Source organism: Janthinobacterium sp. 344, from assembly GCF_900112025.1.
Lineage (GTDB): Bacteria > Pseudomonadota > Gammaproteobacteria > Burkholderiales > Burkholderiaceae_D > Janthinobacterium.
The window spans coordinates 621,348-644,384 of record NZ_FOKL01000002.1; the positions used below are offsets into that span (position 1 = coordinate 621,348).

At 61.0% G+C, this 23,037-nt stretch carries 18 protein-coding genes; 8 read left to right on the forward strand and 10 right to left on the reverse strand.

The features are described from left to right. Positions 1 to 244 precede the first annotated feature (244 nt). From BM193_RS08980 to BM193_RS28265, 4 genes are all read left to right on the forward strand, one after another. Positions 245 to 3,088 carry a TonB-dependent receptor domain-containing protein gene (locus BM193_RS08980; protein ID WP_254785966.1) on the forward strand — a complete coding sequence of 948 codons (2,844 nt, stop codon included), beginning with the start codon at positions 245 to 247 and terminating at the stop codon, positions 3,086 to 3,088. A gap of 104 nt (positions 3,089 to 3,192) precedes the next feature. After that, positions 3,193 to 3,654: a hypothetical protein gene (locus tag BM193_RS08985; RefSeq protein ID WP_254785968.1), complete on the forward strand. Its 462-nt coding sequence runs from the start codon at positions 3,193 to 3,195 to the stop codon at positions 3,652 to 3,654. 96 nt (positions 3,655 to 3,750) lie between these two features. After that, the gene (locus BM193_RS08990; RefSeq protein WP_092798188.1) at positions 3,751 to 4,533 is read left to right on the forward strand and encodes a YoaK family protein; all 783 of its coding nucleotides are present in this window, start codon (positions 3,751 to 3,753) and stop codon (positions 4,531 to 4,533) included. A 137-nt stretch (positions 4,534 to 4,670) separates the two neighbouring features. Next, complete coding sequence (locus BM193_RS28265) at positions 4,671 to 4,865, forward strand: hypothetical protein (protein ID WP_139176139.1); 195 nt, start codon at positions 4,671 to 4,673, stop codon at positions 4,863 to 4,865. 66 nt (positions 4,866 to 4,931) lie between these two features. On the opposite strand, the gene gap is transcribed toward BM193_RS28265, so the two are convergent. Beyond that, positions 4,932 to 5,942, reverse strand: a complete 1,011-nt coding sequence (gene gap, locus BM193_RS08995) for a type I glyceraldehyde-3-phosphate dehydrogenase (RefSeq protein ID WP_046685413.1) — start codon at positions 5,940 to 5,942, stop codon at positions 4,932 to 4,934. 100 nt (positions 5,943 to 6,042) lie between these two features. Further along, positions 6,043 to 8,040, reverse strand: coding sequence for a transketolase (gene tkt / locus BM193_RS09000; protein WP_092798187.1), 1,998 nt, complete (start codon positions 8,038 to 8,040; stop codon positions 6,043 to 6,045). A 186-nt stretch (positions 8,041 to 8,226) separates the two neighbouring features. Between tkt and BM193_RS09005 the strand changes: the two genes are divergently transcribed. Further along, positions 8,227 to 8,952 (forward strand): 16S rRNA (uracil(1498)-N(3))-methyltransferase, encoded by a 726-nt coding sequence (locus BM193_RS09005; RefSeq protein ID WP_092798186.1) that lies wholly within the window; start codon positions 8,227 to 8,229, stop codon positions 8,950 to 8,952. A gap of 78 nt (positions 8,953 to 9,030) precedes the next feature. Here the strand turns inward: BM193_RS09005 and BM193_RS09010 are convergent, their stop codons facing one another. Continuing rightward, on the reverse strand, positions 9,031 to 11,892 hold the full coding sequence (locus tag BM193_RS09010; protein WP_092798185.1) for a TonB-dependent receptor domain-containing protein: 2,862 nt from the start codon (positions 11,890 to 11,892) through the stop codon (positions 9,031 to 9,033). 282 nt (positions 11,893 to 12,174) lie between these two features. Here BM193_RS09010 and BM193_RS09015 point away from each other — a divergent pair, with 282 nt between their 5' ends. Beyond that, a complete protein-coding gene (locus BM193_RS09015; RefSeq protein ID WP_139176138.1) occupies positions 12,175 to 12,492 on the forward strand; it encodes a hypothetical protein in 318 nt (105 codons plus the stop codon). Between the two features lie 131 nt (positions 12,493 to 12,623). On the opposite strand, the gene BM193_RS28270 is transcribed toward BM193_RS09015, so the two are convergent. After that, the gene (locus BM193_RS28270; protein ID WP_139176137.1) at positions 12,624 to 13,058 is read right to left on the reverse strand and encodes a hypothetical protein; all 435 of its coding nucleotides are present in this window, start codon (positions 13,056 to 13,058) and stop codon (positions 12,624 to 12,626) included. A gap of 3 nt (positions 13,059 to 13,061) precedes the next feature. Between BM193_RS28270 and BM193_RS09020 the strand changes: the two genes are divergently transcribed. Next, entirely contained in the window at positions 13,062 to 14,690 is a 1,629-nt protein-coding gene (locus BM193_RS09020; protein ID WP_092798183.1) for an NAD(P)/FAD-dependent oxidoreductase, read from the forward strand. An 8-nt stretch (positions 14,691 to 14,698) separates the two neighbouring features. On the opposite strand, the gene BM193_RS09025 is transcribed toward BM193_RS09020, so the two are convergent. The 6 genes from BM193_RS09025 to glnA form a co-directional block, all read right to left on the reverse strand. Then, positions 14,699 to 16,072: a GAF domain-containing sensor histidine kinase gene (locus BM193_RS09025; RefSeq protein WP_092798182.1), complete on the reverse strand. Its 1,374-nt coding sequence runs from the start codon at positions 16,070 to 16,072 to the stop codon at positions 14,699 to 14,701. Between the two features lie 132 nt (positions 16,073 to 16,204). Beyond that, positions 16,205 to 17,170: a magnesium/cobalt transporter CorA gene (corA, locus tag BM193_RS09030; RefSeq protein ID WP_092798181.1), complete on the reverse strand. Its 966-nt coding sequence runs from the start codon at positions 17,168 to 17,170 to the stop codon at positions 16,205 to 16,207. A gap of 160 nt (positions 17,171 to 17,330) precedes the next feature. Continuing rightward, complete coding sequence (ntrC, locus tag BM193_RS09035; protein WP_092798180.1) at positions 17,331 to 18,818, reverse strand: nitrogen regulation protein NR(I); 1,488 nt, start codon at positions 18,816 to 18,818, stop codon at positions 17,331 to 17,333. A gap of 48 nt (positions 18,819 to 18,866) precedes the next feature. After that, a complete protein-coding gene (glnL, locus tag BM193_RS09040; RefSeq protein WP_092798179.1) occupies positions 18,867 to 19,955 on the reverse strand; it encodes a nitrogen regulation protein NR(II) in 1,089 nt (362 codons plus the stop codon). Positions 19,956 to 19,960: 5 nt separating this feature from the next. Next, positions 19,961 to 20,470 carry a DUF4124 domain-containing protein gene (locus BM193_RS09045; protein ID WP_368087088.1) on the reverse strand — a complete coding sequence of 170 codons (510 nt, stop codon included), beginning with the start codon at positions 20,468 to 20,470 and terminating at the stop codon, positions 19,961 to 19,963. A gap of 156 nt (positions 20,471 to 20,626) precedes the next feature. Beyond that, positions 20,627 to 22,042 (reverse strand): type I glutamate--ammonia ligase, encoded by a 1,416-nt coding sequence (glnA, locus tag BM193_RS09050; RefSeq protein WP_070219258.1) that lies wholly within the window; start codon positions 22,040 to 22,042, stop codon positions 20,627 to 20,629. 383 nt (positions 22,043 to 22,425) lie between these two features. On the opposite strand from glnA, the gene BM193_RS09055 reads away from it, so the two are divergent. Continuing rightward, positions 22,426 to 22,887, forward strand: coding sequence for a rhodanese-like domain-containing protein (locus tag BM193_RS09055; RefSeq protein WP_092798178.1), 462 nt, complete (start codon positions 22,426 to 22,428; stop codon positions 22,885 to 22,887). Positions 22,888 to 23,037: the final 150 nt, after the last annotated feature.

Here is a 23,037-nt window from a genome sequence, read left to right on the forward strand (position 1 = left end):
GGCTGCAGCACATGAGAAAAATTGTGCAAGCGCACAAAAAGATAATACAAATGCAAGTTGTTGTTATTTTTAAAGATTGCAACTATTAAATTGACTTGAAACTTGTGCTTATGTACAGTCGATTGTCGTAAAGTTTTTTAAAACATAACTATTAACTTACAACACAAGGGAATCGACAATGTTGAATGAAACAGTTCTAGCGCGTTCAGTCAGACTCATTTGCGCAGGCAGTATCGCGCTTACCATGCACTCCGCATTTGCCCAAACCGAAGAGGAAAACGTCACCAAGGTGCAAGTCACCGGTTCGCGCCTGTCCTCGCCAAATGCCGTATCGCCATCGCCGCTGCAAATCCTGACCTCGGCCGATATCGCCGCATCGGGTGCCACCAACTTGCAGGAACTGTTGCTGAAAAATCCAACCTTGGGTACGCCGAGCATCAGCCGTACCAATTCCAACTTCCAGACCGCCAGCGTCGGCGTGGCCACGGTTGACCTGCGCAACCTGGGCACGTCGCGCACCCTGGTGCTGGTCAACGGCCGCCGCTTTGTCGCTGGCGTACCTGGCGAATCCGCGGTCGACATGAACACCATCCCGACCGACTTCATCGAGCGCGTCGAGCTGCTGACCGGTGGCGCCTCCGCCGCCTACGGCTCCGACGCCGTCGCCGGTGTGGTCAACATCATCCTGAAGCGTAACTTCAGTGGCGTGCTGGTCGACGCATCGCTGGGCCAAAGCGATTACCACGATGACTCGAAGAAAAAACTGGCAGTGACCTTCGGCACCAACAGCGCCGATGGCGCCAGCAATATCATGGGCCACTTCGGTTACTCGAAGCAAGGCGCCGTGTATTCGCGCAACCGTCCTGGCACGGCTGTCGACAACCAGTCGAAAGCCCTGGTCACTGGCGAAGCCGGCGACATCTTCTCGCTGCAAACGCCGTTCTATTCGGGTCTCGCACCGCAGGGCCGCTTCCTGTACGGCTCGGGCGCCACGGCTGGAAACTTTACCTACGACAAGGCCGGCAACGTCATTCCGTGGAATACCAACGGCTCCGCCACCCAGGCAGCCACGGGCTTCAACCGCAATGAATTCCGTACGATCGCCGTCCCGACCGAGCGCTTCCTGTTTGCCCTGAATGGCAACCATGCCTTCAACGAAGACCACAGCGCCTTCTTCGAAGGTACGTATTCCTCGACCAAGGTGACATCGCGTACCGAGCCTTTCGGCCTGCAGGCAGTCAACATTTTCCCGGGCGGCTCCGTCCCGACGGGTTCCATGGTCAATGGCGCTTTCGTGCGCAATCCACTGGTGCCGCAATACCTGTATGACCGCGCCACCGACACCGATGGCGATGGCATCCGCGATTATTCGTTCTCGCGCCGCCTGTCCGAAGTCGGCACGCGTGGCAGCACGGCGGAACGCGATACCTTCCGTCTGGCAACCGGTCTGAAAGGCACGATCAAGGACTGGAACTATGAAGCCTTTGTGTCGTACGGCAAGACCAAGGAAGCACAGAATTCGACTGGCCAAGTCAATGTCATGAGCTTCCGCAATGCCCTGCTGGCAATTCCTGACGGCAAAGGCGGCGTACAGTGCGCGGACCCGATCGCACGTGCACAAGGTTGCGTACCTATTAACATCTTCGGCTACAACTCGATTTCGCCTGAAGCGGCGAAATATGTGGCGGCGCCAGGTTCGCTGATCACGTCGACCACGCAAAAAATCGCCGGCGGTAACTTGAGTGGCGAATTGTTCCAATTGCCAGCAGGTAAAGTCGGCTTGTCGGGCGGCCTCGAATGGCGTCAGGAAGAATCGAGCAGCGTGGCTGATGCGCTGACGCAGGCGGGTCTGAACGCCGGCAATGCCGCGCCACCGACCTTCGGCAAATTCAATGTCAAGGAAGCGTACCTGGAAACCTTGGTGCCATTGCTGAAAGACAAGTTCCTTGCCAAACAGCTGGACTTCCGCGCAGCGTACCGCGTGGGCGACTACTCGACGATCGGCCACACCAACAGCTGGAACACGGGCGTGGAATGGGCGCCAACGTCGGATGTGAAATTCCGCGCCACGCGTTCGATTTCGACGCGCGCGCCGAATATCAACGAACTGTACTCGCCAGCGAAGCAAACCTTCCCACCTGGCATCTCCGATCCGTGCAAAGGCGTCACCTTGACGTCCAACACCGAGTTCTCGGCAGGCTGCCGTGCGACGCCTTCCGTGCTGGCCAATATCCAGGCGAACGGCGTGTTCACGCAAACGCAGTCTGACTTGCAAGGCATCAGCGGCTATGATCGCGGCAATCCTGAGCTGAAAGCCGAACAAGGCCGTTCGACCACCCTCGGCGTCGTCGTGACTCCGCGTTCGATCCCAATGCTGAGCAAGTTCACGTTCACGGCGGACTACTTCGACATCAAGATCTCGGACGCCATCGTCGATACCCCGCGTCAGTATGCCCTGAGCCAATGCTACGGCGGCGGCAATCCGGCATTCTGCAGCTTCATCACGCGCCGTACGGCGACCAGTGGCGGCAACAACATCGGTACCCTCAGCTACATCGATTCGGCATCGTCGAATAGCGGTGGCCTGGGCACCAAAGGTGTCGACTTGACCGCTTCGTGGGTGGATATGGTTGGCCCAGGCCGCCTGAGTGCCAAGGTTCAATATACCTACGTCAAAGAGGGTTATGTGATTCCGCTGAAAGGCGAAGACAAGGATCCGTTTGCCGGTGAAGTCGGTGCAGCCAAGAACAAGGCTAACCTGAACCTGGCCTACAAATGGGGCAGCTTCGGCATCAGCAGCACGACAAACTTCATCGGCCGTTCGGCGCTGGATGACCAGTTCCTGGCACAGTTCGACCTGCCGGCGAATTCGGTGAAAGTTGGCGCACGTACCTACCAGGACTTCCAGCTCACCTTCGACGTGAAGAAGCAGATTCAGCTGTACCTGGGTATCGACAACGCCTTCGACACGTCGGCGCCTCCGATCTACAGCGGCTTGCCAGGCAACTCCACCGGCACCAACACCGATGCCGGTACGTATGACCCGATCGGCCGCCGCTACTATGTCGGCATGCGCGTGACGCTGTAATCCTGCTGCGGATGGAGGGCGCCAGCGCTCTTCATCCTCTCGCAACAACGGCGCGCTACGGTGCGCCGTTTTCTTTTCCGAAGAAGAAAATACAGGGAATGGACATGAAGAAATTATTACTTTTGCTGGCAGTCTGTGGTCCTGTCCTGGCGGACGATGCGGCAACATTGCACTGCCGCACCTTGAAAGATGGCCCGGCACGGCTGGCGTGCTATGACGCCATGCCCGTCGGCGCCGCGCCAACCGCTGCGCTCGCCGCCCCCGTGACGGTGGAACAGCAAAAACAGGCGTTCGGCATGGAAGGCAAGCAAAAGCGGGCCGTCGATGCCGTCTCGGCCCCGCCGCTGGCGAGCCTGAGCAGCCATATTCCCGGCAAGTTCGAAGGCTGGCAACCGGGACAAACCATTACCCTGGCCAATGGCCAGCGCTGGAAAGTGGTCGATGGCAGCGATGGCGTGGTGGTCGGCAAGGATTTGAAAGCCACCCTGGTGCGCGGCATGCTGGGCGCCATCTATCTGGATATCGATGGAGCGTCCCGCTCACCGAAGGTGGTACGCATCCAATAGCGGACGCCCCTTGAAAGTTTCCTCGAAGATATTTCATCGCAGCGGCAAGGCGTATGATGGTACTCACTGCCATGTTGACGAAGGAAACATGTTCCCATGCCCTTGAATTACCTGTCCCGCCTGAGCGGCGCGGCGCGCGACACGCAAGCCAACCTGCAGCTGGGCTGCGTGCTGGCGCTGGTGGCCGGCGCCGTGAATGCGGGCGGCTTTCTCGCCATTGGCGGCTACACCTCGCACATGACGGGCATCGTCTCGGGCATGGCGGACGACCTGGCGCTGGGCAATATCACGGTGGCGCTGGCCGCGCTGGGCGCCTGGCTGGCCTTCGTCAGCGGCGCGGCCGTGACGGCCATCATGGTGAACTGGGGCAAGCGGCGCCGGCTGCACAGCCAGTTTGCCGCCAGCCTGCTGCTGGAAGCGGCCCTGCTGTTGCTGTTCGGCCTGGCCGGCAACTACCTGGCGGCCATGCCCGACGTGCTGGGTCCCGTCACCATCTTGCTGCTGTGCTTTGTGATGGGCTTGCAGAACGCCATCATTACCAAGATTTCAGGCGCCGTCATCCGCACCACGCACGTGACGGGACTGTCCACCGACATCGGCATCGAACTGGGCAAGATGGCGTACTACAACCGGCGCGAACTGCCGGACCGCGTGGTCAAGGTCAACCGCGGCAAGCTCATCACGCACAGCCTGCTGATCGCCTGCTTCTTCATCGGCGGCGTCAGCGGCGCCCTCGCCTTCAAGCACATCGGCTTTCCCGCCGCCACCATCATCCTTGCCGCCGTCCTGACCCTGCTGTCCGGCGTGCCCGTGCTGCGCGACTTGCGCCTGCTGTGGCGCTTTTACCGGCGCCGCCTGCACGCTCACACTGCCCGTTAGCAGAAATATTTTTCTTTATGGCAATGATTTATTGGTTTTAATGCTAATATTTTTCTGCGCCCGGCAAGCGCATCACGCATGCCGGGCGGCCTTTTGATTCGACACCCTGTCGTTGTCCAATTCTGAAAGCGAGAAAAATGATTTCCACTAAAAAAGCATTGTTTGTCTTTGCCGCGGCTGTCGGCATCGCCGCCTCGTTCTCCAGCACCGCCGCCGTGCGCTCTTGGATTCCGTCGGAAAGCTGCGACTACATCCTGAACAGCTGCTACCAGGGCAATCAGGAAGCATGCGAGCTCTGGTACAACAAGTGCGCCAACGACGGCGCGCAATAAGCGCCCGCCTGTCAGCAGACGAAAAAAAACGCCCCGAGGGGCGTTTTTTCTTGGGCGGTCACAAAATTATTTGGCCGACATCAGTGCAACGGTGGTGTCGAGCATGCGGTTCGAGAAACCCCACTCGTTGTCGTACCACGACGATACTTTCACCAGACGGCCCGACACTTTGGTCAGGGTCGAATCGAAGTTCGACGAAGCCGGGTTATGGTTGAAGTCGATCGATACCAGCGGTTCGGTCTGGTACGTCAGGATGCCTTCCAGGGCGCCTTCCGAAGCGGACTTCATCAGGGCGTTGACTTCTTCCACGGTGGTGTCGCGCTTGGCGATGAAGGACAGGTCGACCAGCGAGACGTTGATGGTCGGCACGCGGATGGCGAAGCCATCCAGCTTGCCATTGAGCTCCGGCAGCACCAGGCCCACGGCGGCGGCAGCGCCCGTCTTGGTCGGGATCATGCTCATGGTGGCCGAACGGGCGCGGCGCAGGTCTTCATGCATCACGTCGGACAGTACCTGGTCGTTGGTGTAGGCGTGCACGGTGGTCATCAGGCCCGTTTCGATGCCGATGGCGTCGTTCAGCGGCTTGACCAGCGGTGCCAGGCAGTTGGTGGTGCACGATGCATTCGAGATGACGGTGTCGGTCGATTTCAGGACCGAGTGGTTCACGCCGAACACGACGGTGGCATCAACGTCCTTGCCGCCTGGTGCCGAAATGATGACTTTTTTCGCGCCGCCCTTCAAGTGCGCCGACGCTTTCTCTTTGGTGGTGAAGAAGCCCGTGCACTCCAGCACGACATCCACGCCCAGCTCGCCCCATGGGATTTCAGCCGGGTTGCGCTGTGCGAACACGCGGATCGGATCGCCATTGACGATCATGTTGTCGCCTTCGACGGTGACCGTGCCGGGGAACTTGCCGTGCGCGGTGTCATAGCGGGTCAGGTGGGCGTTCGATTTGGCATCGCCCAGGTCGTTGATGGCAACGATCTGGATATCCTGTTTCTTGCCGCCTTCGTAGAAAGCGCGCAACACATTACGGCCGATGCGGCCGTAGCCATTGATTGCAACTTTGATCGTCATACTCTGCTCCTGATTGAATAGAAAGTACTTAGCACATTAAAAAATCTGCTCGCCGCCGCGCCCATCTGCGGGGCGCTGGCGGCGGAAACGCGTCGATCGATTACCCGGCGATCACGGCTTTGACTTTAGCCACGACGTTGTCGACCGTGAAGCCGAAGTGCTTGAACAGCACGCCAGCCGGCGCCGATTCGCCGAAGGTGTCGATACCGACCACGGCGCCTTCCAGGCCCACGTATTTGTACCAGAAGCTGGTCACGCCCGCCTCGATGGCCACGCGCGGCACGCCCTTGGTCAGCACGCTGGCCTTGTAGGCCGCGTCCTGGCGGTCGTACACGTCGGTCGACGGCATCGACACGACGCGCACATTGATGCCTTCCGACGCCAGCGCGCTGGCGGCGGCCACGGCCAGTTCCACTTCCGAGCCGGTGGCGATCAGGATCGCCTTGGCATCGGCCACGTCGTTGAGCACATAGCCGCCGCGGAAAATGTTGTCGATCTGTTCGGCGCTACGCTCCTGGTACGGCAGGTTCTGGCGCGAGAAGATCAGGGTCGACGGGCCATCCTTGCGGCGCACGGCGGCGCCCCAGGCAGCAGCCGACTCGACGGTGTCGCACGGACGCCAGTTGTCCAGGTTCGGGATCAGGCGCATCGACGAGACGTGCTCGACCGATTGGTGCGTCGGGCCGTCTTCGCCCAGGCCGATCGAATCGTGGGTAAACACGAAGATCGAACGCAGCTTCATCAGGGCGGCCATGCGCAGCGCATTGCGGCTGTAGTCGGAGAACGTCAGGAACGTGGCGCCGAACGGGATGTAGCCGCCGTGCAGGGTGATGCCGTTCATGATGGCGCTCATGCCGAATTCGCGCACGCCGTAGTTGATATGGTTGCCAGGCTGGCCCGAACGCACGGCAACGCACTCTTTCCAGTTGGTCAGGTTCGAACCGGTCAGGTCGGCCGAGCCGCCCAGGAATTCCGGCAGCGACGACGCCAGCGCCTGGATGGCGTTCTGGCTGGCCTTGCGGGTGGCGATGTTTTCTTTTTTCTCGACGCAGGAGGCGATGGCGGCGCTCAGGGCCGCTTCGAATGCCTGTGGCAGCTCGCCCTGCATGCGGCGGGTCAGTTCAGCGGCTTGCTGCGGGAATTCGCGGCTGTAGGCGGCAAAGCGCTCGTTCCAGTCCGCTTCCAGCAAGGCGCCCTGCTCCTTCGCATCCCAGGCCGCGTACACGTCGGCCGGCATTTCGAACGGGGCGGCATCCCAGCCGATGTATTCGCGCACGGCGGCGATTTCCTTGTCGCCCAGCGCGGCGCCGTGAACCTTGTCGCCGCCTTGCAGGTTCGGCGAACCCTTGCCGATGATGGTCTTGCAGCAGATCAGGGTTGGCTTGCTGGCGGTCTTGGCGGCGGCGATGGCGGCGGCCACGGCGGCGACGTCATGGCCGTCGACGGCGCGGATGACGTTCCAGCCGTACGCTTCGAAACGGGCCGGGGTGTCGTCCGTGAACCAGCCTTCGACCTTGCCGTCGATGGAAATGCCATTGTCGTCGTACAGGGCGATCAGTTTATTCAGGCCCAGGGTGCCGGCCAGTGCGCACACTTCGTGCGAAATGCCTTCCATCAGGCAGCCATCGCCCACAAACGCGTAGGTGTAGTGGTTGACGATGTCGTGGCCAGGCTTGTTGAATTCAGCGGCCAGCAATTGCTCCGACAGGGCCATGCCGACGGCGTTGGCGATGCCCTGACCCAGCGGGCCGGTGGTCGTTTCCACGCCTGGCGTGATATCGACTTCCGGGTGGCCCGGGGTTTTCGAATGCATCTGGCGGAAGGCCTTGATGTCGTCCATCGACAGGTCGTAGCCCGTCAGGTGCAGCAGCGCGTAGTGCAGCATCGAGCCGTGGCCGTTGGACAACAGGAAACGGTCGCGGTTCTGCCATTTCGGGTTCGCGGGATTGTGGCGATAGTGACCACTCCACAGGGCAACTGCGATCTCGGCCATGCCCATCGGCATGCCTGGATGGCCGGAATTGGCCTTTTGTACAGCGTCCATTGCCAGTGCGCGGATCGCATTGGCCATTTTGGTAGTCGGGAGCGTAGTTGTCATGATGGTGTGGGTCAGTCGCGAGTTTGGGATTCGTTTGCAACAGCACGGACAGGGAAGCCGGCTGCTTTCTGTAGTCAACTATTTTACCAGACTGGGGGGCTGCAAATTAGAATTGCGGCGTACTGGCGCGCCAACTCGCTATACTTTACCGTCATTCCACCGCACTTTTGCCCCATTAGGATTTGCATGCCGCGTTTTTTCTGCCCCCAGCCGCTCGTCGCCGGCACCACCATCGACCTGCCTGACGCCGTCGCCCACCATATCCAGGTCGTGCGCCTGGCGCCGGGCGACCTCATCACCCTGTTCAATGGCGAAGGCGGCGAGGCGCAGGCGTGCCTGGTAACGGTCGCCAAGCGCAGCGTCACGGCCGAAGTGCAGGCGCACGTGGCGCGCGAAGCGGAGCTGCCCTATGCCGTGACCCTGGCGCAAGCGCTGCCGGAAGCGTCGAAAATGGACTGGATCATCGAGAAAGCCATCGAGCTGGGCGCGGCAGGCATCGTGCCGTTGGCGGCGCAGCGCTGCGTCGTGCGCCTGTCCGCCGAACGGGCAGAGAAAAAACTGGCGCACTGGCAAGGCATCATCGTTTCGGCATCGGAACAAAGCGGGCGCAACCGCCTGGCGCAGCTGGCGCCATTGCAGGATTTCAATAGCTGGAGCAAGCAGCAAGATTTGCATAAACGCATCATCCTGACGCCGCGCGCGGACCAGTCGCTGGCCGACTGGGCCCGCCACCAGCCGCCGCAGGCGATCACGCTGATGGTGGGGCCGGAGGGCGGCTTTTCGGAGGCGGAAGAAAAGGCCGCGCTGGCCGCCGGCGCCATCGGCCTGTCCATGGGACCGCGCATCCTGCGCACGGAGACGGCGGGCTTGACGGCGCTGGCCACGCTGAGTGCCTTGTGGGGCGGGATGTAAGGACGCAAAAAAGCCCGCCAGGCGAACCTGGCGGGCTTTGTTCAGACCATCAACCTGCACTCCTTGCGGAGCACCGGATTAGAAAGCCTGGTTGTAGCGTACGTAGACGAAGCGGTCGATCGGCGCGTTAGGGTCAACCGAGCTACCCGACGAATTGCCGCTGTAGGTGATACGCGGTGCTTTGTCGAAGAAGTTGTTGGCGCCAACCAGGATCTGGCCCTTCCATGGCGTTTTGTAACCAACGCTCACGTCGGTGTACGTAACCGAACCCATTTTGTTGTAACGGCCAAAGCTTGCATCGCCATCTGGGTTGCTGCACTCTTCCGTAGCCGAGTAGCATTTACCCTTCACGCCGCTGGAGTAACGGGAAGTGACCGTGGCGCTCCAGTTGCCCAGGCTCCAGTCAACCGACAAGTTCGTCTTGAAGCGGTTGTAGTTGTATTCACCGTTATATTCTTGCCATTCGGACTCATCCGAGCTCTTGCTCTTGAACGACTTGACCCAGGTCGAGTCCGAACGAATGTTGAATTGACCATACGCGGTGCGTGGCAGACGATAGCCCAGGCCGATGTCGACACCTTCCGTCGACAGTTCACCCAGGTTGGCATTGCCGCGGGCCAGAGCAATCACGTTACCGGCAGCATCACGCTTGATGACTGAGCAGTACGATGCCACGCCTTTCAGGTAGCACTGATCCAGCACGAAATCGGCGTCAATGGCGGTGATACGGTTCTTGACGCTGACTTTGAACCAGTCCAGCGATGCGGTCAGGCCCGGAACAAACGATGGGTTGTAGACGAAGCCCAAGGTCTTGGTCTTGGCGATTTCCGGTTTCAGCGACGCGTTACCTGCGCCAGCCTGGAATGCCACGTTCGATTGGTTGCCGCCTGCATCAACCGGGTTGCCCGATTGATCGACTTGACGGTAGCCAACTGGCGCGCCGCCGGCCAGGCAGTTTGCCGCCACGGTCGGATTCGAACGCTGACCATTGACGCTGTCGCAAATGTCCATGTAGTCATCGAACGACTGCGTGCCGCCACCGAACGTATCGCCCAGCGACGGAGCGCGGAAGCCTTCAGCCCAGGTACCGCGAGCGAGGAAGTCGTCAACCGGTTTCCACATGAAGCTGGCTTTGCTGTTGGTGGTGCTGCCAAAGTTGCTGTAATCGGAGTAGCGCGAAGCCACGTTCAACGACAGCAGTTTTGCAAACGGCTTGTCTTTCAGCACTGGAATATTTGCTTCCAGATACGCTTCTTTGACCGAGTAGTTACCGTACGTGGCGTTACCCGCCAGGTCGGAAGAGTAACCCGATTGCTCAAACTGACCAGGCTGGTCGTAACCGCGCACGGAGCGATGCTCCAGACCACCGGCGATGCCGACTGCGCCAGCTGGCAAGGTGAACAGTTCACCGGAGATGTCGGCCGTAGCACTGTTGATCGTGCTGCCGTAGGTCGATTGACCAACAGCCATCACGTAGTCGAGCGCCTGCTTGCTCGATGCGGAAGGGCCGCCCAGGATGTTGAATGGCACGCAATCGCCCAAGGCAATCGGATTGGCAGCCGTACCGCACTGCACCACGCCGCTGGCGTTCATGAACGACGGGCCGAGGGCCTTTTTCAGATTCAGCAAGTTGAGGTTGCCGGTGCCCTTGATGTTACCCGCCACGGAGTTGTGGTTGTAACCGGCGCTCCAGTTCCATGCCTTGCCGGCCAGGGTGAAATCGCCTTCCAGCACTGCATCGATATGCAGGGTCTGGCTACGGTTTTCCGTGACACGTGGGCGCTCGACGGTACGACGGTTGAAGTACAGGTCCTGGCCGTTGCCCGCGCCAGCGACGGAGCTGCCGTACGGGTTGAAATAGCTGTCTTTGTCGATGTACACAGGGTACGCGTCCTGCGTCGCCGATTGCAGCGGGTAGCCGCCATTCTGCGTGCTCGACGTACGCTCGGAATACATCGCCGTGGTCTTCAGGCGCATGTCCTTCGGCAAGGCGATTTCACCCTTGGTGATGATGGTTGTCAGCGCGGTTGGCGCCTGGAACATCATGTCATTGGTGGTGCTGTACTTGTCGTCGTTGATGCTGGCGCTGGCCGGATGGTAATTGGCTGGATTGCGCACATCGGCACCCACGCCGTCGCCATACTTGCCGCCGGTGTGATTGAGGACCATTTGGTCGCCCCACTCGCCATCGGCATCCTTCAGGCGGATGGCGCCCCATGGGCCGCCACCCAGGCCTGCGTCCGGATGATTCGGGCCACGGCTGTATTTGGTAATTTCGCGATCGCGGGCCCAGACAGTGCGCTGACGGCTGTGGCTGACGCCAAACATCATCGATGCTTTTTCATCGCCAGCGCCGTACGTCAGCGAGTAGTCTTCCGATTTGCCGTCGCCGCCTTCGTTGATGCCTTTGTAGGCGCTGATAGCGCCGCCGGTCATCCGCGTTTTCAGAATAATGTTGATCACGCCTGCGATAGCGTCGGAGCCGTAGATCGCCGAGGCGCCATCTTTCAGGATTTCAATACGCTCGATCATCGCCGTAGGCACGGTCGACAGATCGGTATAGCCATTCACGGACTGGGTCCAGCGCTTGCCGTCGACCAGCACCAGCAGGCGCTCTGGGCCGAGGTTGCGCAAGTCGATGTACTGGCCGCCCATTTCCAGATTGGACGTCAGGGTCGAGCCCTTGCTGAAGCCGGTAGGCGGGGCCGACGAGGTCATTTGATTCAGAATATCGCCAACAGTCACCAGACCGGTAGCCTGGATCTGCTGTGCAGTGATTTTCGAGACCGGTTGTGCGGTTTCCAGGTCAACCTGGCGAATCCGCGAACCCGTGATTTCGACGCGCTGGGGAGCTTCGGCTTCGGCTTGCGCTTGGGCAAATGCAGTGAGTGCGTTCAATGCCATCGCTACTGCGACTGCAATCTTGGTGCGTTGATGCATAAATTCTCCGATTTTAATAATACCTACTGATCTAGTCAGGCTCTTGTAAACATAAAATTATGTTTAATGTCTTTCTTCCCGCGCTGTCGGCCGTGTATCCAACCGTCTGTCGCTTTATGAGCGAGTCAGCGTCGTTACTATGACATTACGCCATCAAACCATTTTCAAAGCAGCGCTGTCAATCATACTCAAAAATGAATTCAACCCAGAAACAACACTTTTTTTCAGACCGCTGTTTTAATTTGTGCGCGTAAAAAATATTGCTACACTGTTTAAAAATCCGTGCGCACCGAATTGGTGCAAGAAAAAAACACCCGTGTTTTATGCGCCATTTCAGGGGCAATGACACGCAACACGAAAAACGCCCGGCAACGCCGACCAATGCTCATGGCCAAGCATCCGGTTGAGCGAAAAATTGCCCGCCATCGGGCTGCGCGCCTGTTTTCACTCCGCTGGCGCACCAATCTGGCGCAGGGCTGGACAGCCGTCCGGACACAGCTTTCGCGTGGCACAAGCCTGGCAGCAACCGCTGGCGCCCTGCGCCACGTTGAGGATGATGTCGAAATGATCATGTTGGAAAATTACAACAAGACGAATTAAATCTATCAAAAACCAATTTTTTCCACTACATTACTATCCAGCTTTCAAACAAGTAGTGAGCTTGCGAAACACTGTCCATCCATATCGGCTGCAGATATTTCCGCATATTCAAAATTCACGCCAATAAGATATCAGGATATTTTTCGTTTCGCGAAAATATATATCCAGATAATCCATGGATATTCGTTAAATATCCGCCGACATTCTCCCGGCCATTCATTTAAATTACCGCCACAATGATCGCTGCAATGTAGCAGCCGTATCGGCACGCCATTTAAAATTGCGGATAAATTCATTTCCACCGGATGGAAAAAATTCATGCTTGCGGACAGCGCGCCGAATATCTCTTCATTATTTCCTGATATCAAGCCCGGATCGCCGCATTGCGCTGCGCCACGCCGCTGAGCGCTTTCCTGCAACGCCGCCAGCCGCCAGCACCGATGGCCGGCCCTTCCCGCCGCTACAACACGCCGCACAGCAGGTAAAATAGCGCCTTGACGCAGCGCCCGCGCGCGCCTCACAGACTCTCCGCTAGATACGGAGCCCGGCAATTTTTGAAAATACACACCATGTTGCGACTCAACGAAGTAAAACTCCCCCTCGAACACGACGAAGCGGCCCTGCCCGCCGCCATCCTGGCCCGGCTCGGCATCGATGCCGCCGACCTGCTGGGCTTTACCGTCTTCAAGCGCAGCTATGACGCGCGCAAGCGCAGCGCCGTGGTGCTGATTTACTCGCTGCATGTTGAGGTCAAGAATGAGGCGGCCGTGCTGGCCCGCCTGCAACACGATGTGCACCTGATGCCCGCGCCCGACACCGACTATAAATTCGTCGCCGGTGGCGAACAGCTGGCTGGGCACAGCAATGAACCGCGCCCCATCGTCATCGGCACGGGCCCTTGCGGCCTGTTCGTGGCGCTGATCCTGGCGCAGATGGGCTTGCGCCCCATCATCCTGGAACGGGGCAAACAGGTGCGCGAACGCACGGTCGACACCTTCGGCTTCTGGCGCAAGCGCGAACTGAACCCGGAATCGAACGTGCAGTTCGGCGAAGGCGGCGCCGGCACCTTTTCCGACGGCAAGCTGTACAGCCAGATCAAGGACCCGAAACACTACGGCCGCAAAGTCCTGACGGAATTCGTCAAGGCGGGCGCGCCCGAAGAAATCATGTATGTGAGCAAGCCGCACATCGGCACCTTCCGCCTGGTCAAGATGGTGGAAGAAATGCGCGCGAATATCGAGCAGCTGGGCGGCGAATACCGCTTCGAGAGCAAGGTCGTCGACATCGACATCGTGCCCGGCGCCGACGGCGGCCAGGTGCGCGGCGTGGTGCTGGCCAGCGGCGAGACCATCGCCAGCAACCACGTGGTGCTGGCCATCGGCCACAGCGCGCGCGACACCTTTGAAATGCTGCACAAGCGCGGTGTGTATATCGAGGCGAAGCCGTTCTCGATCGGCTTCCGCGTGGAACACCCGCAATCGTTGATCGACAGCTGCCGCTTCGGCCCCAGCGCCGGCCACCCGATTCTGGGCGCGGCCGACTACAAGCTGGTGCACCATGCCAGCAATGGCCGTTCCGTCTACAGCTTCTGCATGTGCCCGGGCGGCACCGTGGTGGCGGCAGCCTCGGAGCCGGGCCGCCTGGTGACGAATGGCATGAGCCAGTATTCGCGCAACGAACGCAACGCCAACAGCGCCATCGTCGTCGGCATCACCCCGGCCGACTACCCGGGCGACCCGCTGGCCGGCATCGCCTTGCAACGCGAGCTGGAAGAGCGCGCCTTTGCCTTGGGCGGCGGTAATTACGATGCACCCGGACAATTGGTGGGCGACTTTGTCGCCGGCCGCGCCTCGACCGAGTTCGGCAGCGTCGTGCCGTCGTACAAGCCGGCCGTGCACCTGACGGACCTGGCGCCGTCCCTGCCCGAGTATGCGATCACGGCCCTGCGCGAAGCCTTCCCCGCGTTCAACAAGCAAATCAAGGGCTATTACAAGGCCGACGCCGTGCTGACGGGCGTGGAAACGCGCACCTCTTCGCCGATCCGCATCAAGCGCCGCGACGACGACCTGCAAAGCCTGAACACGCGGGGATTGTTCCCGGCTGGCGAAGGCGCCGGTTACGCGGGCGGCATTCTGTCAGCGGCCGTCGACGGCATCAAGGTGGCCGAGGCCGTCGCCCTGTCCATCGCCAAGGCATAAGATCGGCATCAGGCCGCCAACGGCAGCCTGATGTGGATATGGCAGCCCGGCGTGCTGTCGATGGCGCAGACCTGACCGCCCAGTTGCTGCACGATGGTGTAGACGATATGCATGCCCAGGCCAGAGCCGCCCTGGCCCCGCTTGGTGGTGAAGAACGGTTCGAACATGTGCTCGCGCACGGCGGGCGCCAGGCCGATGCCGTCGTCGGAAAACTCCAGCAACAGCCATGGCAGGGCACTGTCGTCCGCCGCCGCTTCGATGCGCGCGCGGATCAGGATGCGCCCCGGGCCGCCGTGCGGATAGCCGTGGCGGGCACTGTTCATCAACAGGTTCGAGAGGATTTGCGACAGCTTGCCGGCCGCCAGGCGTACCTGGCAATCGGGCGCGATGTCGAGCTCCACGCCCAGCGCGGCCTTGCGCAGCTCCGGGCTGTGCGCCGATACCAGGCCGTGCACATAGTCGTGCAGCGCCAGGTCGGCCACGTATTCGCTGACCTGGTCCACCGCCAATTGCTTGAAGTTGCCGATCAGGTCGGCGGCACGCGCCAGGTTGCGCTCGATCAGGGCCGCCGCGCCCTTGAGCGATTCGGCGACGTCGATCAATTCGGCCCGGCTGACCTTGGCGCCGCCGAGCAATTGCACCAGCTGGTCGGCATAGCTGCCCATGCTCGACGCGGCCGTCAGCGCCACGCCGATCGGCGTGTTGACTTCATGCGACACCCCCGCCACCAGCGACCCGAGCGCCGCCATCTGCTCCTGCTCGATCAGGTTGGCCTGCGCCGCCAGCAGCGATTCTGTACGCACGCGAACAATCTCTTCCAGCTGCTGGGCATGCTCCTGGTGCTGCAGCTCGGCCGCGCTGCGGGCGGAAAAAATCGACAACAGCAGCAAGGCCAGCAAGCGCTTGTTTTCATCGATGGGACGCGTGTCGATGGCCGACAGGATGCCCAATGTCTTGCCGTCCGTATCGATCAGCGGCATGCCGACATAGCTTTCCGCGCGCATGTCGACCAGCAGGCTATCAAAAGGAAAGCGACGCTGAATGTCGCTGCCGTGAAAACACATGCTCTGGCAAGTCACATCCTGGCACGGCGTGTGCCGCAGGCTGTATTCGATATTCGGCTGATAGCCGTCGCCGCCCCACAGGGCCAGGGTGCGGATGCCTTCGCTGCCATCGTCCATGCGGATCAGGCGTCCGGCGATCACGTAGTGCACATCGAGCGCCTCGGCCAGGTCCTTGACGAGGATGCGCAGGAAATCGTCGCCCCGGGCGCGCGCCGTCGAGGCGGTAATCGAGCGCAGGGCCGCTTCCGCCAGGGTACGCCGCTGCTCGGGATCGAACAGGGGTTCTTGCGAATTCACATCAAACAACGGAATACTCATGAAAACTCCTGCGCAGCACGGGAAGCGCCCGCACGTCTGCCGGCGCGGCTATCCTCAGCAATGGCCCGCATGGGGACCTGCCGCGATTGTACCCCTGGCTATTGTTTAATAATACAGATGCGCGGGAAATTTTTATAGCCAGCCGGAACGCTTGAACAGGTAGTACATATAGCCACAGACACAACTCATGATTCCCACGGCAACGGGATAGCCATAATGCCAGTCCAGCTCCGGCATGAACTTGAAGTTCATGCCCCACACGCCGGCAAAGGCGGTAAACACGGCGAAGATAGCCGCCCAGGCCGCCAATTGCTTGTTCACTTCGCTCTCATCGATGGCCACCATCGACAGGTTCACCTGGATGGCCGTGCTGATGGTGTCGCGGATGGTGTCAAGCGTGCCATTGATGCGGGCCAGGTGGTCGTGGACATCGCGGAAATACTCCTGGGTATCGTGACACAGCGGCGGCACGCGGCCGCCATGCAGCTTGCCCACGGCTTCCATCAGGGGCGCCACCACATGGCGCAAGACCATGACCTTGCGTTTCAGCTGGTACAGGCGTTCGATGTTGTCGCGCTCCGTGCCGCGGTCGAAGATGCGGTCCTCGATCAGTTCCAGTTCCGATTCCAGCGCGTCGAGCACGGGGAAATACCGGTCGACGACGGCATCCATCAGCGCGTACAGTACGAAGGCCGACCCCTGGCGCAGCAGGTGCGGCTCGCGCTCGGCGCGCGCGCGGACACCGAGGAAACCCTGCGAGCTGTTGCTGCGCGACGAGAGCACGTAATTGGCGCCAACGAAAATATCGACTTCGCCCAGCACCAGTTCGTTCTCGACCATTTCCACGGTTTTCACGACGGCAAACAGGGAATCGCCGTATTCCTCGATCTTCGGCCGCTGGTGCCCCCGCTGCGCATCCTCGACTGCCAGTTCGTGCAGGCAAAACTCGTGCTGCATCTGTTTCAGCTCGTCCGGCGTGGCGTCGAGCAGGGCGACCCAGACGAAGCAGTCGGGGCGTTCGACATAATCGCTGATATCGTCGATCGGCAAGTCGGCCAGTTTTTTGCCATCCTGGTAGGCCACGCAGTTAATCAGCATACGAATCCCGGCATACAATTTCCACAATAAAAGTTAAGACCGGACGAAACAGTCCGGCAAGCGCCAGCTTACCTTATCGCCTGCATTTATTGTGGGGTTGTGGCGTGCCAGGCACGCGGGGCGGCAAAGCGGACGGGGGGAGTCCCCGTCCAGCCCTGTTTCAATCGTCCTTGGCGCCGTCGATGCCCAGCTCGGAGATCTTGCGGGTGATGGTGTTGCGGCCGATGCCCAGGCGCACGGCCGCATCGTTCTTGCGCCCATGCGTATGCTTGAGCGCCGTCTTGATCAGGGCCGATTCGAACTGGCGCCCCAGCACGGCCATGACTTCCTGCTGCCCCGCGCCCAGCATGCCGGCCGCCTGCAGCTCCAGCAAGCCGATCCAGCCCGGCGGCGCGCCATTCGCCGGCACCGCCGCATCGAACACCTGGCCGCCCGGCGCATGGCCGACGGCGGCCGGCGCCGCTTCAGCGGAGACGGCGGCGGCGCCGTCGCCCTGTCCCTGCGTCAATTCCAGCGGCAAGTCCTTGATTTCCACCGTCTGGCCCGGCGCCATGACGGTGATCCAGTTGCACAGGTTTTCCAGCTGGCGCACGTTGCCGGGCAAATCCAGGCCGCTGAGGAACTGCATCGTCGGTTCGCTCATGCGCTTGGCTTCCACGCCCAGCTGGCGCGCGCTTTGCACCAGGAAGTGGCGCACCAGAATGGGGATATCCTCGCGCCGCTCCCGCAAACTGGGCAGGCGCAGACGGATCACGTTCAGGCGGTGGTACAAATCCTCGCGGAACAGGCCGTCCCGCACGCGCTGCTCCAGGTTCTGGTGCGTGGCCGTAATCACGCGCACATTGGCCTTCATGGGCTGGTGCCCGCCGACGCGGTAGAAATGCCCGTCGGACAGCACGCGCAGCAGCCGCGTCTGCAGATCGAACGGCATGTCGCCGATCTCGTCGAGGAACAGCGTGCCGTTCTCGGCCTGCTCGAAGCGGCCCCGGCGCGTCGTCTGCGCGCCCGTAAACGCGCCCCGCTCATGACCGAAGAGTTCCGATTCCAGCAAATCCTTCGGGATCGCCGCCGTGTTCAGGGCGATGAACGGCTGCGCCGCGCGCGGACTGTGCTTGTGCAGCGCGCGCGCCACGAGTTCCTTGCCGGAACCGGATTCGCCCGTGATGAGCACCGTCACATTCGATTGCGACAGGCGGCCGATGGCGCGGAACACTTCCTGCATGGCCGGCGCCTGGCCGAGGATTTCCGGCGTTTCGGAGGGGCCCGACTCGACGCTGGTCTCGCGCAGGCTTTCTTCCAGCGCGCGGCGGATCAGCTCGACGGCCTTGTCGATATCGAAGGGCTTGGCCAGGTATTCGAAGGCGCCGCCCTGGAACGCCGCGACGGCCGAGTCGAGGTCGGAAAAGGCGGTAATAATGATGACCGGCAAGCCAGGAAAGCGCGACTTGACCGTCTGCAGCAATTCCAGGCCGGAGGCGCCCGGCATGCGGATGTCCGAGACGAGCACTTGCGGCGTGTCCAGTTCCAGCGCGGCGATGGCATCGCGCGCATTGGCAAAACTCTTGGTGGCGAGGTTTTCCCGCGCCAGGGCCTTTTCCAGCACCCAGCGGATTGATTCGTCGTCGTCAACTATCCAGATTGGCTTCATTAGTGTGTGCGTCCCGCAATGGATTTCATGGGTGGGATACAGCCTCGCTTATGGCAAGGGGAGAACGATCCTGAAATCGGTGTATCCAGGCCGGCTTTCGCACTCGATCACGCCCAGGTGCTGTTGCACGAAGGTTTGCGCCAAGGTCAGCCCCAAACCGCTGCCGCCTTCCCTGCCCGACACCAGCGGGTAGAAAATCCGGTCGCGGATCTGGGGTGCGATGCCCGGTCCATTGTCAATGATATGCAAGTCTAATGCCAGGTTGTAGCGCACCTTGGCCAGAGTCACCTGGCGCGCCACGCGCGTCTTGAAAATCAACTCCGCATCGCCCGCCTCGATGCGCTCGGCCAGCGCCTGCGCCGCGTTGTGCGCAATGTTGAGGACCGTCTGTATCAGCTGCTCCTTGTCGCCGCGAAACTCGGGAATCGAGGCATCGTAATCGCGCGAAATGGTCAGGCCGCTGGGGAACTCGGCCAGGATCAGGCTGCGCACGCGCTCGCACACTTCGTGGATATTCACGTCGCCCACGATGTGCGGGCGGCGGTGCGGCGCCAGCAGCCGGTCGACCAGGGTCTGCAGCCGGTCCGCTTCCTTGATGATGACTTGCGTGTACTCGCGCAGCTCGCTCAGGTGCAGCGCCGGCAATTCCAGTTCCAGCAGCTGGGCCGCGCCGCGGATGCCGCCCAGCGGGTTCTTGATTTCATGCGCCAGGTTGCGGATCAGCTCCTTGTTGACCTGGCTCTGGTCGAGGATGCGCTCCTCGCGGTCGAGTTTTAATTGCTGCACGTTTTCGCGCAGTTCGATCAGCACGCTGTCGCGCGGCGCATCGAGCGCGCTGATGATGCTGTGCACGCGCAAGGGCTCGCGTCCCGGGCGTTCCAGGCTCAGGTCCTGGCGCAGGTCGGAAAATTTATGCTCGAGCGCCTGCGCGCAAATGCCGGCCAGCTCCTCGGGATTGAGGAACAGGGCCGTCAGCTTTTGCCGCGACAGAGCCTTTAATGAGCTTTCCAGCAGGTTTTCCGCCGCCGCGTTGGCGTAGCCGATGCGGCCATCGCCGTCGAGCAGGATCACGGCCGAGGCCAGCAAATCAAGGCCGGCCAGGTGGGCCGGGCGGCTGGCATGGGTGTCTAGTGTCATGTGCTTTACCGAATATTCGCGATCTCGCGTTTCAGGGCGTCTATATTTTGCTGCGTGCGGCTGATGTTGTCCTTCAACTGCGCCACTCGCTCCTGGTACTTGGCATAGTTGCGCTCATTGCCCTGGCGTTCGGGCTGGCCTGCATTGAATTCCAGGCGCTGCGCCGCCAGTTTCTGCTCTTCGCTGCGCAATTCATCCTGCAAGATCTGCCTGCGGTCCAGGTCGCGCGCGCGCTGCTCGGCGCCATCGACCCTGGGAAAGGCCCCGGCGGCCGGCGCCGGCGTCCCCGCCGCCTGCATGGCGGGCCGCGCAGGCGTGCCCGCCAATGGCGCCGCCTTGCGCGGCGGCTCCGTCATGGCACCGGGCAAGTCGAGCAGCTGGCAATGCGCGCCGGCCCGCTTGTCCGTGTAGGTCTTGTGTCCCTGCGCATCGGCGCAGACATACAGCTGTCCGTGCGCCTGCGCCGCCGCGCCCAGCAATCCTGCCATCAGCGCCATTCTGTAATGCTTGGTCAATCTTTACTCCTGTCGGCACATGCCGCATCGATCCTGGGCCGACTATACAACACCGCGCTGGCGCCGCCTTGGCGCGCCACATAAAAAAACGCGGGCAAGACCATCGCCTCACCCGCGTTTTTTATTCACGACCGGCAGCTTGCCGGCATGGCGCCATTACAGCGAGTAGTACATGTCGAACTCGGCAGGATGCGTGGTCATGCGCATGCGCTGCACGTCCTGCATTTTCAGTTCCAGGTACGCATCGATCATCGAATCGCTGAACACGCCGCCACGGGTCAGGAACTCGCGGTCCTTGTCCAGCGCTTCCAGTGCTTCTTCCAGCGACGCGCACACGGTCGGGATCAGCGCGTCTTCTTCCGGCGGCAGATGGTACAGATCTTTCGAGGCGGCTTCGCCCGGATGGATCTTGTTGGCAACGCCGTCCAGGCCGGCCATCAGCAGTGCGGCGAAGCACAGGTACGGGTTCGCCAGTGGATCCGGGAAGCGCGCTTCCACGCGGCGGCCTTTTGGATTGGCCACGTGCGGGATACGGATCGAGGCGGAACGGTTTTTCGCCGAGTACGCCAGTTTCACCGGCGCTTCGTAGCCTGGTACCAGACGCTTGTACGAGTTGGTGCCCGGGTTGGTGATCGCGTTTAGTGCCTTGGCGTGCTTGATGATGCCGCCGATGTAGTACAGGGCGAAATCGGACAGGCCGGCATAGCCGTCGCCGGCGAACAGGTTCTTGCCATCTTTCCATACGGATTGATGCACGTGCATGCCCGAACCGTTGTCGCCAACGATCGGTTTCGGCATGAAGGTGGCGGTCTTGCCATAGCTGTGCGCCACGTTCCACACCACGTATTTCAGGTTTTGCGTCCAGTCGGCGCGCTCGACCAGGGTCGAGAACTTGGTGCCGATTTCATTCTGGCCGGCGCCGGCGACTTCGTGGTGATGCACTTCAACGGGGATGCCCAGCGATTCGAGAATCAGGCACATTTCCGAACGCATGTCCTGGAAGCTGTCCACTGGTGGCACGGGGAAGTAGCCGCCCTTGACGGTCGGACGGTGGCCGCTGTTGCCGCCTTCGATGTCCTTGCCGGTCGACCACGAACCTTCGTCCGAACCGATCTTGACGAAGCAGCCCGACATGTCGATCTTCCAGCGCACGCTGTCGAAGATGAAGAATTCCGGCTCAGGGCCGAAGTAGGCGGTGTCGCCCATGCCCGACGATTTCAGGTAGGCTTCGGCGCGTTTCGCGATCGAGCGCGGGTCGCGGTCGTAGCCCTTGCCATCCGACGGCTCGATCACGTCGCACTGCATGAACAGCGTCGTTTCTTCCATGAACGGGTCGATATTGGCGGTGTTCGGATCCGGCAGCAGGATCATGTCGGACGCTTCAATGCCCTTCCAGCCGGCGATCGAGGAGCCATCGAAGGCGTGGCCCGACTCAAATTTGTCCATATCGAAGTGCGACACGGGAACCGTCACGTGCTGCTCTTTGCCACGGGTATCGGCAAAGCGGAAATCAACGAATTTGACTTCGTTCTCTTCTACCATCTTCAAGACTTCTGCGGCTGTCATTGCCATGCGTATCTCCTAAATGAATGTGGGGTGAGCCGACCTTAGTGCGTCCGGGCTGATGAAGCGAAGCAAACATTGCGTGCCACCAAAACTCAAAAGGATCATAGCAGATTCCATGCCAGCTCCAGGAGCGTCCCGGCAGGCGCAGGCAAATTGCTGTCATCCCAGTGAAAATTTTCCAGCCGGCGATTTTCCGCCGCCTTTGCGTCAAATCAAGAATGCACTATACAAGTGCGAAAAACGAATAACGCACCATTATCGTGCATTTCTGGTGATTTCCTCAAAAATGCCTCCTTATGGTGCGCTGAACGGCGACCTGCATTCCCGCTTGCGGGGCGCGCGGGGCGCACTATAATCGTCCTCACCTTTTCACTTTCATCGAGGACGCCATGACCACCGCCGCCGATATCCTGACCACCGCCCGCAGCCGCGCCAACGAAGGCACGGCGTATGCCGGCGCCGTGACGCCGCAGGAAGCGTATGACCTGCTGCAGCTCGATGCTGCCGTGAAACTGATCGACGTGCGCACCAATGCCGAGCGCGACTGGGTCGGCCGCGTCGACATCGCCGATACCCAGCATGGTGCGGTGCAATGGGCCACCTATCCGGGCGGCGTGCCGAATCCCGATTTCGTCCAGCAGCTGGCCAGCCAGGCCGGCAAGGATGACGTATTGCTGTTCCTGTGCCGCTCCGGCGTGCGCTCGCGCCATGCGGCCAAGCTGGCCACCGAGCACGGCTACGCGAACTGCTACGACATCCTCGAAGGTTTCGAGGGCGACAAGGATGCCGACGGCCACCGCAAGCAGGTAGGCGGCTGGTGCAAGGCGGGACTGCCGTGGCTGGGCGCCTGACGCTGGCCGCTTGAGGCTGGCCGCTTGAGGCTGGCCGCTTGAGGCTGGCCGCTTGACGCTGGCCGCTTGATGCTGGCCACTTGATTATCTGAACCGTGTTTGATCTGGCGGGCCACGCGATGGCCCGCCATCGGCTACAACCATCCATGC